The organism is Pseudomonas sp. URMO17WK12:I6, assembly GCF_003253625.1.
In the GTDB taxonomy this organism is placed as follows: Bacteria; Pseudomonadota; Gammaproteobacteria; order Pseudomonadales; family Pseudomonadaceae; genus Aquipseudomonas.
The window spans coordinates 1-16,920 of sequence record NZ_QKYZ01000032.1; the positions used below are offsets into that span (position 1 = coordinate 1).

A 16,920-nucleotide genomic window follows, 5' to 3' on the forward strand; every position below is an offset into this window, starting at 1 on the left:
CCGAACTCAGAAGTGAAACGATGCATCGCCGATGGTAGTGTGGGGTTTCCCCATGTGAGAGTAGGTCATCGTCAAGATTAAATTCCGAAACCCCTGTCTGCTTATGCAGACAGGGGTTTTGTCTTTCTGGGCTTATAGAAGTCTAAGTCTGAAGCGGGTCAAATCCAGGTCTGCGTGTCTCGCTACTCCTTCGAGCCAGTAGCATCAGATATAGACCCCCCCTCATCGATACACCACAGCCAAAACACCCAACACCGCGATCATGACGTGCGGTAAGCCCAATAATCCGTCCCTTCTAGCACGCCGTTCGGCGGTTATCTGACGAGTTTTGTACAAATCCTTAAGTTTTCTCCCGCTCGTGCCGAAAGACTGGTGAGACATGCGTGCACCAAAGTAGAGCGGCTTCAGAATGCCGTCTGCGCTGTTACATGGAATGTTGCAACCCGGAACGCATCCCCACTTTTGGCATAAGAAGTCCCATGAAATGAATCTCAAGTTCAGCCATAAAATCCTGCTGGCCGCTTCAGGCGTCGTGGTGCTGGCGTTTGCGTTGTTCACTTTGTACAACGACTATCTGCAACGAAACACCATTCGGCAAAACATCGAGTCCTCCGTTGAGCAAGCAGGCGACCTGACTGCCAGCAGCGTGCAGAACTGGATGAGCGGCCGCGTGCTGGTCCTGGAAAACCTCGCGCAGAACGTCGCCCATCAGGGTGCCAATGCTGACTTGCCAGGGCTGGTCGATCAACCGGCCCTCACCTCGAACTTCCAGTTCACCTACGTTGGGCAGGCCAATGGCATGTTCACCCAGCGCCCTGACGCGAAGATGCCGGACGGCTACGACCCGCGTCAGCGCCCCTGGTACAAACAAGCCGTGGTCGCCGACAAGACCATGCTGACCCCGCCTTATATGGCGGCGGTCGGCGGGCTGGTGGTGACCGTTGCCATACCGGTGAAAAAGAACAGCGAACTGCTGGGCGTGGTCGGCGGTGACCTGAGCCTGGAAACCCTGGTGAAAATCATCAACTCGGTGGACTTCGGTGGTATCGGTCACGCATTCCTGGTCAGTGCCGACGGTCAGGTGATCGTCAGTCCGGACAAAGACCAAGTGATGAAGAACCTGAAAGACATCTATCCGGGTTCCAGTGTTCGCATCGAGAAAGGCATCCAGGAAGTCGTACTGAACAAGCAGGACCGCATCCTCTCGTTCACACCGGTGAGCGGTTTGCCGAATGCCGAGTGGTACGTTGGTCTATCGATCGACAAGGCCAAGGCCTATGCACCACTGAGCCAGTTCCGCACCTCGGCGCTGATCGCGATGTTCATCGCTGTGACGGCCATTGCCGTGCTGCTGAGCTTGCTGATCAACGTGCTGATGCGTCCGCTGACCACGATGGGCCGTGCGATGCAGGACATCGCTCAGGGCGAGGGCGACCTGACCCGTCGTCTGGTCGTAGAAAGCAAAGACGAGTTCGGCGAGTTGGGTGGTTCCTTCAACCAGTTCGTGGAGCGGATTCACGCATCGATTTGCGAAGTGTCCTCGGCGACCCGCCAGGTTCATGATCTGTCGCAACGGGTGATGGCATCGTCCAACGCTTCTATCATCGGCTCCGACGAACAAAGCGCCCGCACCAACAGCGTGGCCGCGGCGATCAACCAATTGGGTGCCGCCACCCAGGAAATCGCCCGCAATGCCGCTGATGCTTCGCAACACGCCAGCGGCGCGAGCGAGCAGGCCGATGACGGCCGTCAGGTGGTGGAACAAACCATCCAGGCCATGACCGAGCTGTCGCAGAAAATCAGCCTGTCCTGCACGCAGATCGAAACCCTGAACGCGAGCACCGACAACATCGGCCACATTCTGGATGTGATCAAAGGCATCTCCCAGCAGACCAATTTGTTGGCGCTCAACGCGGCCATCGAAGCGGCCCGTGCCGGTGAGGCCGGTCGTGGTTTTGCGGTAGTGGCGGATGAGGTGCGCAACCTGGCTCATCGCACCCAGGAGTCGGCGGAAGAGATCCACAAGATGATCAGCTCGCTGCAGATCGGTTCTCGCGAGGCGGTGACTACGATGAACGCCAGTCAGGTGTCCAGCGAGCAGAGCGTCGAAGTAGCGAACCAGGCCGGCCTGCGACTGGTCAGCGTGACCCAGCGCATCGGCGAAATCGACGGCATGAACCAATCGGTGGCCGCGGCGACCGAAGAGCAGACGGCCGTGGTCGAAACCCTCAACGTCGACGTCAACCAGATCAACCTGCTGAACCAGCAGAGCGTGGCCAACCTCAATGAAACATTGAAGGATTGTGATGCGCTGTCCCAGCAGGCCAATCGTTTGAAGCAACTGGTTGATAGCTTCAAGATCTGATTGAGGTCAGTAGGATCGCGTTATCGTTCTTCGCGTGAAAGCCTCGCTCCTACAAGAGCTAACCTGTAGAAGCGAGGCTTGCCTGCGATAGCGGTAGATCAGTCACCGCTGAACCGAAGTGCTACACAAACAGCTTCACCACATTCCCCATCGCATCATCGGCAAACCCCTGAACGAACTGCTTGAACCCTGGCAGGGCCTCGGCGCCGCCCTGGGCCGGCTCGGCAATGATCGTCCAGGTCGCCCGCGACTTGTCTGTACCCAGGGATTCCACACTCATCGCTGCCCACAAATTGGCCACGCCCAAGGTGTTGTAGATCGTGGTCCAGGTCATGTTCAGCGCCTGGTCGTTGCGGGAGTTGAGCTGCTCGACCACCAGGTTGCCGTCCTTAAAGAACTTCTTGCGCAGCGACGACACACCTTCGCCGGTCATCTCGATGTGCGACAGCGCCGGAATGAATCGGTCGAAGCCGGCAAAATTGCCGACCACTGTCCAGACTCGCGCCGCGTCGGCCGGTACTTCCACCGAAGACACAACGTGGCAGCCTTGAGGGTTTTTGATCAGGGTATCGGGTTGCAGAGTATTCATGTTTTTTGCTCCGTGCGGGGTTAGGGTGAATCAGATGAAGTTGATTTCTTTGAGGTAGTCGCAGCCGCGTCGCAGCAGCGCCGGGGATTTTTCCGGGTAGTGCGCGCCCATCTGCCGTACACCGGCCTGGGCGTTGTCGTGGCCGATCATCGAGATGTCGCCGATGTCTTCCTCGAAGCCGTTGAGGTAGAAACCCAGCACGCCAAACAGCGCGTTATCACTGTCGACCCGGCCCAATTGCTGCTGCCAGTCGGCGACGCTGACCATCGAGAACTCCCGACCGGCTTCGCGAAAGGAAGCCACGTAGGTGTCCCAGCTCAGGGGTTCGGGGTTGTGCAGGTTGAACACCGCTTTTTCGGCCTGGTAACGGCTGGCATGGAAGGCGATGAAACGGGCGAGAAAATCCACCGGCATCAGGTCGAAATTCAGTGCGAACTCCGGTACCTGACCGAGCTGGATCGAGCCCTTGAGCATCAGCATCAGGCGATTCTTGTGGGGCTGGCAGACGCCGGTGAGGCTGTTGAAGCTGATATTGCCGGGGCGATAAAGATTGACCCGAACCCCACGTTCCCGCGCCCTTTCGAGGATCCGCTCGCCGACCCATTTGGACAGGTTGTAGCCGTTCTTGATGTAGATCGGCGGTGTCTGCGCGGCGGGCAACTCCAGCACCCGGCCATCGTCGGAAATCGTGCTGGACGCCGAGAGCGTCGAGACGAAGTTGAAGATCTTCTTGCTGCGTCCTTCACACAGGCGCAGACACTCGAAAATCGGTTCGACGTTATCCCGCGCCAACGACTCGTAATCGAGGACGTGATTGACGTTGGCGGCGTTGTGCACCAGTGCGCCGAACTCTCGATCCAGCCGTTCGTAAACCGCTTCGCTGAGCCCCAGTTGCGGGCGAGTGATGTCTGCCGCGTAAACCTGCACCCGGCTCAGGTCCAGATGCTCCAGGCGGTTTTCCCGCAACGCATCCGCAAAGCGTTGCGCCGCCGATTGCCCACCGCCATCGCGCACCAGGCACGCCACTTCGCTGGCGCCCCAGGCCAGCAGCGCTTCGACGATATGCACACCGACAAAGCTGTTGGCCCCGGTGACGATCACCTTGTGCACATCGCCCATTCGGCTGATCGGCAGCGGCTCGATGTCCAGTTCACGGAAGGCGTCGGCCAGGGCTTTTTCACTCAACACTTCCTCGGTCCCGGAGCCGCGCACCAACGTCGCCAGCTTCGCAATCGTCGGCAGTTCGATGAAGCGGTTAATCGAGATACTGCGGCCGAACTCCTCACGCAAACGCAGGAGCATGCGCGACAGCAGGATCGAGTGCCCACCGAGGTTGAAGAAGCTTTCGTCGGTGGAAATGTCGCTGGCGGGCAGCTCCAGCAGCTCAGCCCAGATTTCCAACAACAGCGCTTCATCGGCGCTGGCGGGCAAACACCGTGGGCTGTTTTCGGTCACGTTGACGGGCAATTCCAGCAGTGCTTTGCGGTCGACCTTGCCGTTGCTGGCGAACGGCATGCTTGCCAGTTCTGTCCAGGCGATCGGCTGCATGTAGTCCGGCAAAAATTGCATGGCATGGGCTTTCAAGGCTTCGCGAGCGGCACCGGGTTGCGCTTCCTGGGGTTGCGCGAGAAAGGCCAGAATCCGTCGATGACAATCGATGACCACCGCCACCTGACGGTATAGCTGGCTGTCGCGCAGGCAGCGTTCGATCTCTTCCGGCTCGACCCGAAAGCCGCGAATCTTCACCTGATTGTCTCGCCGTCCGCACAGCTCGATACCGTCGGCGGTCCACTTGGCCATGTCGCCGGAGCGGTAGGCGCGCAGGCTTTGGCCGTTCGGCAGGTGCAGGTTCAGATAGCGTTCGGCAGTCTGCTGCGGATTGTTCAGGTAACCCAGGCACACCCCTGGGCCGACGATGTACAACTCACCGACGGTTTGCTCGGTCACCGGTTGCAAATCCTCATCAAGGATCAGCACCTGACTGTTGGCAATCGGTGCACCGAGGGTCCGGTTGCTGTCGCCGGTACGCAGTTGCCGCGCGGTGATCAGCACCGTGGCTTCGGTCGGGCCATAGAGGTTGTAGAGATTGCCTTGGCGGGTCAGTTGCTGGACTACGTAGGGTTCGCAGACATCGCCGCCGGTCATCACATGATCGAGGACCTGCAACTGATCCAGCGGCAGGATGCTCAGCAAGGCTGGCGGCAAAAAGGCATGGCTGAGTTGTTGGTGGCGGATCAGCTCGACCAGTTGCAGCGGGTCGCGACGTTGGTCCTCGTTGGGCACGATCAGCTCTGCACCCTGCAGCAGGGTCGGGAAGATATCGATCAATGACGAGTCGAAACTCAACGATGAAAACTGCAACGCCCGGCTCTGTTCGGTCAGCTGCACGTAGTCGGCGTACCACGCGGTGAAGTGCGCGAGGTTGGCCTGGCTGAGCAGCACGCCTTTGGGGTGACCTGTGGTGCCCGAGGTGTAGAGCGCCATGCATGGCGCGTCGAGATCGGGGCGTTGGCGCATCAAGGGTTGATCGAGGTTCACATCGCCGCTGTCGATACGGCTGATGTCCAGCCCCGGCATCGTCTCGCTGAGTGGATGCTCTCCGTCATGCAGCAACAACACCGCTCCAGCGTTTTCCAGAATGTACTGCTGACGTTGCAGCGGGTGGCTCGGCTCCAGCGGCAGGTACACCGCGCCGCTGCCGAGGATCGCCAGAATCCCCGCATACAACGCACTGCATTTTGGCAGGCAGACTCCGACCACCAGAGGCCCTTGATGCTGATCGAGCAACGGTTGCAATCGCTGTTGGATGGCGCGGCTGTGGGCGTGCAGTTCTCGATAGCTCAGCGACGTGCCGGCGATATTCAGCGACGCACGCTCGGCAGACTGAATAAAGCGCTGTTCAAGCCGCTCGATCATCGGGATCTGCCCAAGTTGCAGCAGTCGTGGTTCTGCCGTGCTGTTGAGACGGTGGACGAAGGCCAGGTGCTCTAAAAACAGCAGGTTTTCCACCTGTTCGAAGTGCGCGGAAATCGTCGGCTCGGCCTGCAGGAAATAGTCGGCATCCCGGGAGAAGCGGCTGACCAGCAGCGCCACATGATCGACCAGCTCGGCCACTGCCCGCAGGCGCAATGCCTGGCCGTTGCCGGACAACTCTTCGGCGACCGGCACGCGACTCAGCGGTGTCGAGTTGTACGTGCACAGCAGGTCCAGCGGTGGCAGCCCGCTAGCTCCCGGCACCCCGACACCCACTTGCAGCATCAGGTGCGGCGCATTGCCGAAGTCCCGAAATGGCAGGCTCGCATCGTCGATCAGCAAATCAAATAGGCCTGGCGGTGGTTCTTCCACATTCGCAAGTCGCGCCAGTGAATGACCGTGTTGTTCGAGCTCCAGCGCCAGTTCGGTCAGGGCCTGGCTTTGCCCGATGAGCAAAATATCGAGACGTCTCATGATGTTCTCCTCGTTAAACCAGGTAGTCGCTCAGGGCGCTTTGCACGCACGGTGAATCGAGCAGCGAACTGCTGCGGAAAAACCGCACGATGTTGGCGACCAGCGGGTGATGGCGATTGATCGGGAAGGCCAGCCCCGACATTTCGCTCTTGAGGGCCTGACGTGCTGCGTCGCTGATCTGCAAGGCGTCGATCAGGCGGAAGTCGAAGGACTTCTGGATGTCGTTGGTCAGGTAATGGCCGATGAACACCGGCAGGATGTGCGCGATGCACTGGCGATCGTCTTCGCTTGCGGTGTGCCAGTAGATGCGCACCAACCGCGACCAGAACCCGGAATGACGGCCCTCGTCCAGCAAGTGGTCGGCCATCAGGCCTTTGATCGATTGCTTGACCGTGTCGTCCTTGGCGAACGCCGCCACATCGCCGGTCACGGTGTTCTCGGCGATGGCCACGCAGATCAGTTCCACGGCACTGCGCAGGTGCTCCGGTGCGAGGGCCACGGCCGCCGGGATGGCACGGCTCAGTTCGATTTCATCCGGCAGTTCGATGGGGGTGATGCCGGTCATGGCGACGGTCTGCTGCATGAAGTCCATGGCCACCAGGGCGTGGTAATCCTCGTCCACCACCACGGTCATGGCGTCGTAGCGACAGGCGAACGGGAACGCCACGCTGAAGCGGTTTTTAGCGATGCTGCGGGCGGTCTTGTCGACGATCTCGGTTTCGAAAATCACCACGTCATTGATGAACTTGTAGAGCGTCTGTACCAGGGCGAAATCCCGTTGTTCCGGGCATTCGCGCAGGAAGGTTTCGCTCAGCACCAGCGGCTGGCGGCTCAGCGGATAGATCAGCTTGTCGTCGTTCTCCAGCACACGCCGGGGGCGGGTGCGAATGGTTGCGCGGCTTTCCCAGGCGTCGGCGAAGGATTGGTAGTCGGCGGCGTTCATGCGTTCACCTCGGCAACCGGTTCGCTCATGCTCAGGCGCAAGCCGTCCCACAGCGCGATGCGACTTTCCACGGCGGCGATGGCGCTGGCGTATACGTCTTCTTCGCGCTGCGGATCGCCATTGACCAGGCGTGCGAGGAGTTTTTCCGCCGCCGGGCCGTGGTCTTCGGAGTCGACTTCGATGTGCCGTTCCAGGTAGTAACGGAAGGTCGGCGCTTGTTCGATGCCAATGCCCCAGTCGTCGAGAATCCGCTGGAACATCTGCGGGATGACACTCTCGCGGCCGTGCAGAAACGCCGCCGCCACACTATGCCCCGGCGCATGCAACGCGGTGTGCAAGGTGTGGCGTACGAACTGTGCGGCCGCCGGGTCGACGTCCACGCTTTGCAAGGCCACGTCGTAGCTCACGCCTTCTTTTTGCAACGCCACGAAGCGTTCGACGGCGACCGTGCTTGCACCGACTTCGCGCATCGCATCCAGGTACAACTCGAAATGGCTGTAGTGACCTTGGGCGGGACGATCATCGGACTCTTCACCGAGCACGATCTCGTTGATCAGACGCGCGGCCTGCGGATCTCGTGGCGGTAGCCAGGGCAGCTGAACGCAGGTCAGTTCCTGTTGCAGGCGTTTGGTCAGCGACATGAAATCCCACACTGCGAACACGTGGGTTTCCATGAAGCGTTGAAGCACCGATAACGAATGTATTTCAGAAAAGATCGGGTGCGCACTAAGTTCTGCTTTCTTCTGATTAAGACGATCTTTAGTCGGTTTCATGAGCGAGCCTATAAGTGATCTGGAATACCGTTGAGGGGGTGTTGATCAATAAGTAACGGTTGCTTGAAGTTTTCTATTGGCGAGCGGGTGCCTCAATTGAATTGATGCTTATTAGGGTTATGCAATCGCTGAGTAGTGCTTGGCCCCGGTGTTTGTGGGCGGCGGAGAAAAACTAATGCATGAATAAAGTGTCGGGCAAGTGTTTTTTTAATTAATTGAAAGTTTAACTTTTTCGAGTGCGACAAGTTCCAATAAGACTTTTATATAAAGTTTTATTTGGGCGTAGTTGCTCCTTTCGGCGTATATAAGCCAAAATTCAAATAAAGAGTGAATGCCTCACTCGAAGCAACTTTCTACTTGGGTCATTGATGTGATCTGAGGGGGTGGAAGTTGGCTGGGAGCGACGCCGGTTCTTCCTTTCCCGTGACAAGACTCCTTCCGTTGGTTCTTGTGGTGCGGGTGACTGCTCCGGGGTGCGGTGCGTCGCCCGTCATTATTCGTTGGCAGCTCAAGAGTGAGCGTAATTCACGGCGCTCGCTATCACCCCTGCATGATCTGATAGGTGCAATTATCGGGCTCGTGGGTGACAGGGCTTTGGGAGTGGGCATGAAGTCGCTGCACACCGGCGCGGTGTGGGCGAAAGGGGGATTTGTAAGCAGATTTGTTCGTCGAGCAGTCCAGGGGCGGATCAACCAGAAATCGCGGCGAGCCGTTCAATGGCTCGCTCGGGGTTGTCACCGCGGTTTACTTCGAGGTTTTCCTGCGCTGCGCCTCAGGGCTTGCGAGGTAGTGCGTAATGACTTCGACACCCCGGTTGAGGTGGTTTTCGAGCAACATCACCGAGTGCTCGATATCCCGGTCCTCGGCGGCCCGCAACAGCGCTCGGTGATCCTCCTGGGACAGTTTGCCCAGGCCCATGGCTTCCAGGTTGAATCGCAGGAAGCGTTCCTCTTCGTTCAACCCGTCTTCGACCAGCTTCAGCAGCCGCTGGTTGGGGGCTTTGTTGTAAAGCGCCATGTGGAACAGGCGATTGAGCCGGCCGATCTCGGTGTAGTCGTGTTCCGTTTCCAACTCGTCGATGTAGTGTGCAGCCTGTTTGAAATCGGCGTCTTCAAGCAGGGGGATCGACCGACGCAAGGCTTCGGACTCCAGCAGGATCCGCAACTCATACGTCTCTGCCGCATCGCCCTGAACCAACGGTGCGACCACCGCGCCTTTATGGGCGATCACGTTGAGCAGCGCTTGCGCTTCAAGCTGGCGCAAGGCTTCGCGCACCGGCATGCGGCTAACGCCGAACAGGTCAGCGAGGTCTTGCTGACGCAGGGCGGTGCCGCAAGGAATGCGACCGTCGAGAATGGCCGCGCGCAGGGTTTCTTCGATCACCGAGCGTGCCAGATGAGCGGGAATCGGCCCGTTGACCTTGATGCTGCTGAGAGGGTTGGGCTTCTGTGTCACGACAAACGCACCCTGATTGGCTGAAGTATTTGGATCCAAATGGACACTAGTGACTGCCTGACGGGTTGTCAAACGGTCAAAAGGCGCAGTCTTCGGCAGCTCCTGCAGACTTCGCCACAGGAGTTGCCGAAGGCTGCGATCTTTTTATTGCACCCGTAATGCAAAGTTTAGCGTGTTGGCGGTGATCTCACCGTGCCATTGTCTTTTAGCAGACTAACCTTCACCATCAAGCCAGATTTCCATCTGCCTGATCTGGATGCCTCGCATTGGCGGTACGTTTCGCGATCCCTCGGACTTTGCGCTGGCTAGGCTGCGCACTGCTGCTGGCCGGCGTCATGCTGGGCGGGCTGCATGCCGACTGGGATTTTTCGCTGATCAGCCGTCGTGCGCAGGCATTGTACGGGCCTTTGGGTGAAGGGCGGCAGCGCATTGATGCCTGGCAGCAGTTGCTGGCCACGCAAAAACAAGTCGGCGAGCTGGAGCAGCTCAACGTGGTCAACCAGTTCTTCAACAGGCAGATGCGCTACGAAGAAGACATCGACCTGTGGCACGAGGTCGATTATTGGGAAACTCCCATCGAAGCCTTGTGGAAGGGCGCCGGCGATTGCGAAGACTACGCTATCGCCAAGTATTTCAGTCTGCGTCATCTTGGTGTCTCCAGTGACAAGCTGCGCATTACCTACGTCAAGGCTTTGCGCCTGAACCGCGCGCACATGGTGCTGACCTACTACGCGAGCCCCGAGGCCATGCCTTTGGTGCTCGACAGCCTGATCGATGCAATCAAGCCCGCCAACCAGCGAACCGATTTGCTGCCGGTCTACTCTTTCAATGCCGAAGGGTTGTGGCTGCCGGGTGCCAAGGGCAACAAGAAGGTCGGAGACACCAAACGCCTGTCTCGCTGGCAGGACGTGTTGAAGAAAATGCAGGCCGAAGGTTTCCCGGTCGAGACGATTAACTAGGAGCACGCGCTCAGATGTCTTTGTTCAAACAGCTGTTGATCGCTATTTGTCTGTTCCTGGTGGTCGCCTTCACCGGCAGCTTCATGGTCAGTCTGGAAAGCTCTCGCACCCAGTACGTCAACCAGTTGCGTTCTCACGCCCAGGACGCCGCGACGGCATTGGCGCTGTCCCTGACGCCGAACATCGACGACCCGGCGATGGTCGAGTTGCTGGTCAGCTCAATCTTCGACAGCGGTTACTACGCGAGTATCCGCGTGGTCGATCTGACCAACGACAAGACGATTGTCGAGCGCAGCGGCATCCCCGCGGTCACCAACGTGCCCGACTGGTTCGTCAAACTGATCGGCCTGGAACCGGCCGGTGGCGATGCGATTGTCAGCCGTGGCTGGGAGCAGGCCGCGCGGGTCGAGGTGGTCAGCCATCCGATGTTCGCGTTGGCCAAGCTGTGGCAGAGCGCGTTGGGCAGCCTCGGCTGGTTGCTGCTCTGCGGCGCGGTGAGTGCGGTGCTGGGCGCGTTGTTGCTACGTCGGCAACTGAAGCCGCTGGACTACATGGTCAAGCAATCCCATGCCATTGCTCGCCGGGAATTCTTAAGCCTGCCAGAACTGCCGCGCACCCCGGAACTGCGCCGGGTGGTGCAGGCCATGAACCAGATGGTCGAGAAGCTCAAGGCGCTGTTCCAGGAGCAGGCCGAACGCAGTGAAAAGCTGCGGGCCGAGTCCTATCAGGACAACCTGACCGGCCTGGCCAACCGGCGCTATTTCGAAATGCAATTGAACGCGCGTTTGAACAACTCGGAGCAGGCCAGCTCCGGTTATTTGCTGCTGTTGCGGGTGAAGGATCTGGCCGGTTTGAACCAGCGGCTGGGCGGTCAGCGTACCGATGAATTGTTGAAAGCGGTCGGCGAGCAGTTGTCCCGCGAGTGTGCCAAGTACCCGGAAACCCAGAACCTCGTGACGCGTATTCGTGGCGGGGAATTCGCCGTGCTGGCACCGGGGCTGGTGCGTGAAGAAGCGCTGCAACTGGCGAGTAATCTCGAAAGTGCCTTGGGGAGCCTGCATGCGACGGGCGCCACGGACGTGGCTTCGGTGGCTTCAATCGGGTTGGCGCCGTTTGCCCATGGCGACTCGCCGCAAGCGGTGATCGGCTTGGCGGATCAGGCACTGGCCCAGGCAGAAAGCCAGGGTGAACCGAGCTGGGCATGCCTCGATCAGGGCGCGCCGGCGCGGGTTGGCGACGATCACCACGCCTGGCACACCCTGCTGGATCAGGCGCTGAACCAGCAGCGTTTCGAGCTGTATTTCCAGCCGGTGGTGGCCAGCCACGACACAGAGTTGGTGCTGCATTACAAAGTGCTGTCGCGCCTGCTCGACGAGCAGGACCAGACCATTCCCGCCGGGCGTTTCTTGCCATGGCTTGAGCGTTTCGGCTGGACCGCGCGACTGGACCGTTTGATGCTGGAGTTGGTGCTCGAGCAGATGGTCGACCATGAGGAGTCGCTGGCGCTGAACCTGTCTTCGGCGACACTGGCGGACCCGCAGGCGCTGAACGCAGTGTTCGATATCCTGCGTCAGCATTCGAATCTTGGCGAACGACTGACCCTGGAAATCGGCGAAGAGCAACTGCCCGAGCAGGCGGTACTGGAGCAGCTGACGCGGCGTTTGCGTGAGCTTGGGTTCTCGCTGAGTCTGCAGCGTTTTGGTGGGCGCTTCAGCATGATCGGCAACCTGGCGCGGCTGGGGCTGGCGTATCTGAAGATCGACGGCAGTTACATCCGCGCGATTGATCAGGAGAGCGACAAGCGTCTGTTCATCGAGGCGATTCAGCGAGCGGCGCACAGCATCGATTTGCCGTTGATTGCCGAGCGGGTCGAGACCGAAGGGGAGTTGTCGGTGATTCGCGAGATGGGGTTGTACGGGGTTCAGGGGCAGTTGTTTGGTGAGCCGAAGCCTTGGCAGTAGCCCGCTCATCATTCCCACGCAGAGCGTGGGAATGATCGGCGTCAGGGGTTAAATCAACCCCGTCTCATCATCATCGATCAACTGGCTCAACCCGCCCAACGCCTCACGTGCCTGGGTCCGGTCCATGAGCTTGGCTTGCGCAGCCGGCGGCAGGTCGGTGACGCGGATCACGCCTTTTTGGGTCAGCACCTGAATCAAGTCGTCGAGTACCCGAATCATCTCCAGGTCGCTCTGCTTGAGCTGCTTGAGGCTGGTTTCCACCACTTCGTGGGCAAACCAGGCCTGGATTTCATGGTGGTCGGCCGGCAGCGTTTCCGTGGCCTCGGCGTAGGCCGTGGCTTCCACGCGCACTAACTGACCTTGCGCATCGCGTTGCACGTAAAACATTAAGCATCCCTCGGAAATGGACCAGCGTCGTGCTGTCAGCAGCATAGGCCAACGCAGGCGAGTATGCGGTGCGACGACGAAATCGTCACCCGTGAGGTGTGGGCATACATGACGGCCGCCCGGTTGGGGCGGCCGTCAGCCTGCGTATCAGCTGTTGTTGTGATCGATCTTGATGGTCGGGTCACTACCGGCAATCAGCGAGTTGATGCTGGCGCTGGACCAATTGTTACCTTCCAGTTTGATCGTCACGTCCGGGGTGGTCGCTGCGGCATCGGCGCCGTTGAACTTGCCGGCGGAGCTGACTTGCAGGGACGACACGCCGTCCACGGTGGTGATCTTCAGGAAGTGGTCAATCGTGCTGCCGCTTTCACCCTGCAACAAATCACGCAGGTCGATGCGGTCGCCTTCGCTGGCCTTGAAGTCCTTGATCACGTCGCTGCCGGTGTCGCCAGCCTTCCAGATGAAGGTGTCGGCACCTGAGCCGCCAATCAGGATGTCGTTGCCTTGGCCGCCGATCAGCGAGTCATTGCCGGTGCCGCCGAGCAGGATGTCATTGCCCTTGCCACCGTCGAGGAGGTCGTTGCCGCCCTGGCCGAAGAGAATGTCGTTGCCCGCGCCACCCAGCAGCGTGTCGTTACCATCGTGAGCGCCAGACACGTCGAACGCGGTGTAGTGCTCGGTGATGTACTGGTGCACGTTGCTGGTGGTGACTTTGCTGACGTCGACGCCGGTTTGCTGGGCGACGAACGCCTGCATCGCCTGATAACCCTCGCCGGCAATGCCATTGAAGCTCACCAGATCGCCGAACAGGAGGTCGTTGCCGTCACCGCCGCTGACCGTGTCGGCACCCGGCATTGTCGCTTCGGTATGGCCGATGATCGAGTTGGCCAGGTCCTTGGGGTCGATGTTGGTTTGTGGCGTTTGATCCGAATCGTACGGCTTGAGGTCGGTGAGGGTGACGTCCTTGTTCAGGCCGATGGCCTCCACCGTCGACACGTTGCTCAGCAACGTGAAGCTGCTGCTGGAGTTGTCGATGGTAGTGGAATCGGTGCTGCTGCCGGTGCCATCGCGATAGGACAATTCGTACGTACCGTTACCCTCGGCATGCAGGGTGCCCAGTTCGGAACTGCTCCAGCGGCCAGAGTTTTTCAGAGTCTGCAGCGTGACGTTGCCGGCGCTGTCGATGCTCAGGTAGTGAGTGCTGTCCAGATAGTTGGAATAGGTCTGCCCCAACTTGTAGTTGGTGGTGGTGATGACATCATCGAGCTTCACGTTGCCGTACAAGGTCGGGTTGGTCTGCTCGCCGCTCTGGTAGTAGGTCGGCTTGCCATCGGTGATGAAGTACGTGAGGTTCTTCGCACCGGTGTTGGCAATGGCGTCAGCACTCTGGAACCAATTGGCCGTGGTTTTGAACACGTCCTCGTAGTTGGTGCCGCCGCCCGACGACATCGAATCCAGAACGGATTTGAGCAAGGTCAGCGCGTTCGGGTCGTTCAGGTTCACCGACACTGATTTGTTGACCTGGGTGTCGAAGTCCACCAGGAAGATATTCACGGTCCCGGAGTTGCCGCCCAGGCTTTGCTTGAGGGTATTGAACACCGCCGTCAACGAATCCTTGGCGGCATTGATCGACGTGCTGCTCATGCTGCCCGAGCTGTCGACCATGAACGCGATGTTGTAATTGGTGCCTGGCACCACGGTCAGCCCGCCGATGTCGGCGATCATGATGTCGTTGCCGTCGGTGCCGGTGATCGTGTCGTCGGCCGCCGTGGCGGTCACGGCGTTGTAGACCGCCGGGTATACCGTGACCGGAATCTGCGCGGTGCTCAGTGCGGAACCACCGAGTGCTTCGGTGGATGTCGAGGTCACGGTCAGGGTGAACTGGCCGTTGTAGTACGGCGGCGGGGTGACGGTCAGGCTGCCGAGATTCCAGCCGGTAACGTTGGCTTCGCCGTTGGTGGTGGTGAAGGTGTGGCCCGCGCCATCGCTGAGCACAGAGCCCGCCGGCATACCGCTGATCTTCACGCTCAGGCTTTCAGAGCCGTCGGTGTCGGTCAGTGCGGTCTTGATCGCGGACAGGTGAACGCTGGTGCCTTCGGCGCCTTCGTTGAGTTTGTAGCCGTTGTAGTAGCCTTCGCCATTGGTGCCGTGCAGGTCGGAAACCGTCACGCCAGAGGCGGCCAGATCCGCCACGCCGGTGTACAGCGGCACGCCGGCGCTGCTCAGGTCGACCGCTGTACCGCCGTTGACCGACAGGTTGACGTCATAGCTGCCGGGGCCACTCTGGTTGTGGTGGTAGATGTCCAGGGTGTAGTAACCGCTGGTGGTCGGGGTGAACGAACCATTCAGCTTGCCGCCTGCACCCCAAGTCGTCGCGGCCACGTTCTGGCCACCGATGGTCACCAACAGGCTGTCATCGCCGGTACCGCTGAAGGTGTACGTCTTGCCGGCTTCGAGGTAGATCAGGCCGGAGGTTTTCGAGGCCGTGCCGGCGGTGACGCCGCCGTCGGACTGAACGTTGGTCACGGTGCCGGTGGAGTTCGGCGTGCCTGCGGCGTCGATGACCGATTTCAGCGTGCCGGACGGCGCGCCACTACCATCGGTGCCCAGGCCCGACAGGCCGGTCCAGACTTCCTTGATCAGTCCGGTGGACTTGACGCTGTTGTCCGCGACGCTCAGGGATGGCGCGTCGGCAACCGGCGTGATGTCGATTTTCACCGTGCCGGTGTTGCCCAACAGTTGACCGTCGGTTGGCTGGAACTTGATCTGCGCGTAGTCCGCCTGGTTATTGCCCGCACCGCTGCCACCATAGCCGTCAACGCCCGATTCATTGGCATCCGGCGTGAAGCGCAACTTGCCGGCGTCGATGTCGGCCTTGCTGATGGTCTGGTTGGTCGTTACGTCTTTCCAGGTCGCACCGTCCAGGTACTGCAATTTGCCTTCGCCCGGCAGCTGAGTGATTTTCACCCCCAGGTTGGCGGCCGGACTGTCGACATCGCTGACGCCGAAGGTCGACCAGCCGAGGATCAGCGGGGTGTCTTCGGTACCGGTGACGTTAACCGGCGCGGCGGTCGGCGCGTCGTTCACGGCCACCACGTTGACGGTGGTGGTCGCGGTGTTGGAGTAATTGCTGCCATCGGTCACCGTCACGGTGATGATCCGCGGCACGGTGCTCGGATCCTCACTGCTGTTGGTGAAGCTGATGTTTTTGATCTGCTGCATGTAGTCGGCCAGCGTCGCGTTGCCCGACAGGGTCAGGGTGACCGTACCGTCCTGGCTGTTGGCGTTGATGCTGATGCCATTGACACTGTTGCCGAGGTTCAGCGCATCGCCCGGCTGACGGTTGGTCAGCACGATGGTGGCGCCGGTCAGCATCGTGCTGTCCGGGTCGGTGATGCTCAGGTCGGTGTCGCCGATCGAGACGCCCTGGCCGGTGGTGCCTTCGGTGAAGGTCACGTTGTAGTTGGCCCCGGTGGCGCCGCTGGAGTTGTTGGCGTCCAGGTCGAGAACCGGCGCGGCATCGTTGTCGATGATCGAGGTGCTGACGCTGCCGTTGGTGCTGCTGACCGCGAGGTTTTCGAAGTTGCCGCCGGTGGCCGAGTCGATCTTGACCACGAAGTTCTCGGTACCCTCGGTGAGCTTGTCGTCCAGCGTCGCGACGTTGAAGCTCGCGCTGCTGGCGCCGGCCGGGATCTTCACGGTGTACACGCCGGTGAAGTCCGAACCGTCGGCGGCGGTACCGCTGTAGACGATTTTCAGGGTCACTTCGGTCTGCGCCGGGTGGGTCAGGTTGACGGTGTAACTGGCGGTCTGGCCTTCGGTCACCGAGGTACTGCCGCTGATGCTGACTTCGGTTTTGTCGATGGTATCGGTGACGGTGGTGACCGCCGGGGCAGTGTTCGGCACCAGGTTTTCGAAACTGCCACCGGTGGCGGTAGAAATGGTGGCCTGGACCGTACCGGCATCTTTGTAAACGTCATCGGATGGAGCCGGGACGGTCACGGTGCCGGTGGTTTTACCGGCGTCGATGGTGATCACGGC

General features: G+C 60.0%; 10 protein-coding genes. 3 read left to right on the forward strand and 7 right to left on the reverse strand.

Annotated features, from left to right (window positions below):
* The first annotated feature begins 484 nt into the window (after nucleotides 1-484).
* Nucleotides 485-2,365, forward strand: coding sequence for a methyl-accepting chemotaxis protein (locus F475_RS29985; protein ID WP_018930308.1), 1,881 nt, complete (start codon nucleotides 485-487; stop codon nucleotides 2,363-2,365).
* A gap of 121 nt (nucleotides 2,366-2,486) precedes the next feature.
* On the opposite strand, the gene F475_RS29990 is transcribed toward F475_RS29985, so the two are convergent.
* From F475_RS29990 to F475_RS30010, 5 genes are all read right to left on the reverse strand, one after another.
* Nucleotides 2,487-2,954, reverse strand: coding sequence for an SRPBCC family protein (locus F475_RS29990; RefSeq protein WP_086944205.1), 468 nt, complete (start codon nucleotides 2,952-2,954; stop codon nucleotides 2,487-2,489).
* A gap of 30 nt (nucleotides 2,955-2,984) precedes the next feature.
* Nucleotides 2,985-6,401, reverse strand: coding sequence for a non-ribosomal peptide synthetase (locus F475_RS29995; RefSeq protein ID WP_111455437.1), 3,417 nt, complete (start codon nucleotides 6,399-6,401; stop codon nucleotides 2,985-2,987).
* A gap of 13 nt (nucleotides 6,402-6,414) precedes the next feature.
* Nucleotides 6,415-7,344, reverse strand: coding sequence for a diiron oxygenase (locus F475_RS30000; protein ID WP_018930305.1), 930 nt, complete (start codon nucleotides 7,342-7,344; stop codon nucleotides 6,415-6,417).
* On the reverse strand, nucleotides 7,341-8,117 hold the full coding sequence (locus F475_RS30005) for a DUF3050 domain-containing protein (RefSeq protein WP_019582916.1): 777 nt from the start codon (nucleotides 8,115-8,117) through the stop codon (nucleotides 7,341-7,343). Before F475_RS30005 ends, F475_RS30000 begins: the two co-directional genes overlap by 4 nt.
* A gap of 744 nt (nucleotides 8,118-8,861) precedes the next feature.
* Nucleotides 8,862-9,572, reverse strand: coding sequence for a GntR family transcriptional regulator (locus tag F475_RS30010; protein ID WP_018930303.1), 711 nt, complete (start codon nucleotides 9,570-9,572; stop codon nucleotides 8,862-8,864).
* Between the two features lie 266 nt (nucleotides 9,573-9,838).
* Between F475_RS30010 and lapG the strand changes: the two genes are divergently transcribed.
* Nucleotides 9,839-10,531, forward strand: coding sequence for a cysteine protease LapG (gene lapG / locus F475_RS30015; RefSeq protein WP_018930302.1), 693 nt, complete (start codon nucleotides 9,839-9,841; stop codon nucleotides 10,529-10,531).
* A gap of 14 nt (nucleotides 10,532-10,545) precedes the next feature.
* Nucleotides 10,546-12,492, forward strand: a complete 1,947-nt coding sequence (lapD, locus tag F475_RS30020) for a cyclic di-GMP receptor LapD (RefSeq protein WP_111455438.1) — start codon at nucleotides 10,546-10,548, stop codon at nucleotides 12,490-12,492.
* Nucleotides 12,493-12,540: 48 nt separating this feature from the next.
* On the opposite strand, the gene F475_RS30025 is transcribed toward lapD, so the two are convergent.
* Complete coding sequence (locus F475_RS30025) at nucleotides 12,541-12,879, reverse strand: hypothetical protein (RefSeq protein ID WP_018930300.1); 339 nt, start codon at nucleotides 12,877-12,879, stop codon at nucleotides 12,541-12,543.
* Between the two features lie 147 nt (nucleotides 12,880-13,026).
* Nucleotides 13,027-16,920: S-layer family protein (locus F475_RS30030; protein ID WP_111455439.1), on the reverse strand; the 3,894-nt coding region annotated here is incomplete at its 5' end.

Bases quoted from the DNA above. Each gene is read 5' to 3' on its own strand.
- F475_RS29985 (WP_018930308.1), top strand. From the start codon at position 485: ATGAATCTCAAGTTCAGCCATAAAATCCTGCTGGCCGCTTCAGGCGTC.
- F475_RS29990 (WP_086944205.1), bottom strand. From the start codon at position 2,954: ATGAATACTCTGCAACCCGATACCCTGATCAAAAACCCTCAAGGCTGC.
- F475_RS29995 (WP_111455437.1), bottom strand. From the start codon at position 6,401: ATGAGACGTCTCGATATTTTGCTCATCGGGCAAAGCCAGGCCCTGACC.
- F475_RS30000 (WP_018930305.1), bottom strand. From the start codon at position 7,344: ATGAACGCCGCCGACTACCAATCCTTCGCCGACGCCTGGGAAAGCCGC.
- F475_RS30005 (WP_019582916.1), bottom strand. From the start codon at position 8,117: ATGAAACCGACTAAAGATCGTCTTAATCAGAAGAAAGCAGAACTTAGT.
- lapD (WP_111455438.1), top strand. From the start codon at position 10,546: ATGTCTTTGTTCAAACAGCTGTTGATCGCTATTTGTCTGTTCCTGGTG.
- F475_RS30025 (WP_018930300.1), bottom strand. From the start codon at position 12,879: ATGTTTTACGTGCAACGCGATGCGCAAGGTCAGTTAGTGCGCGTGGAA.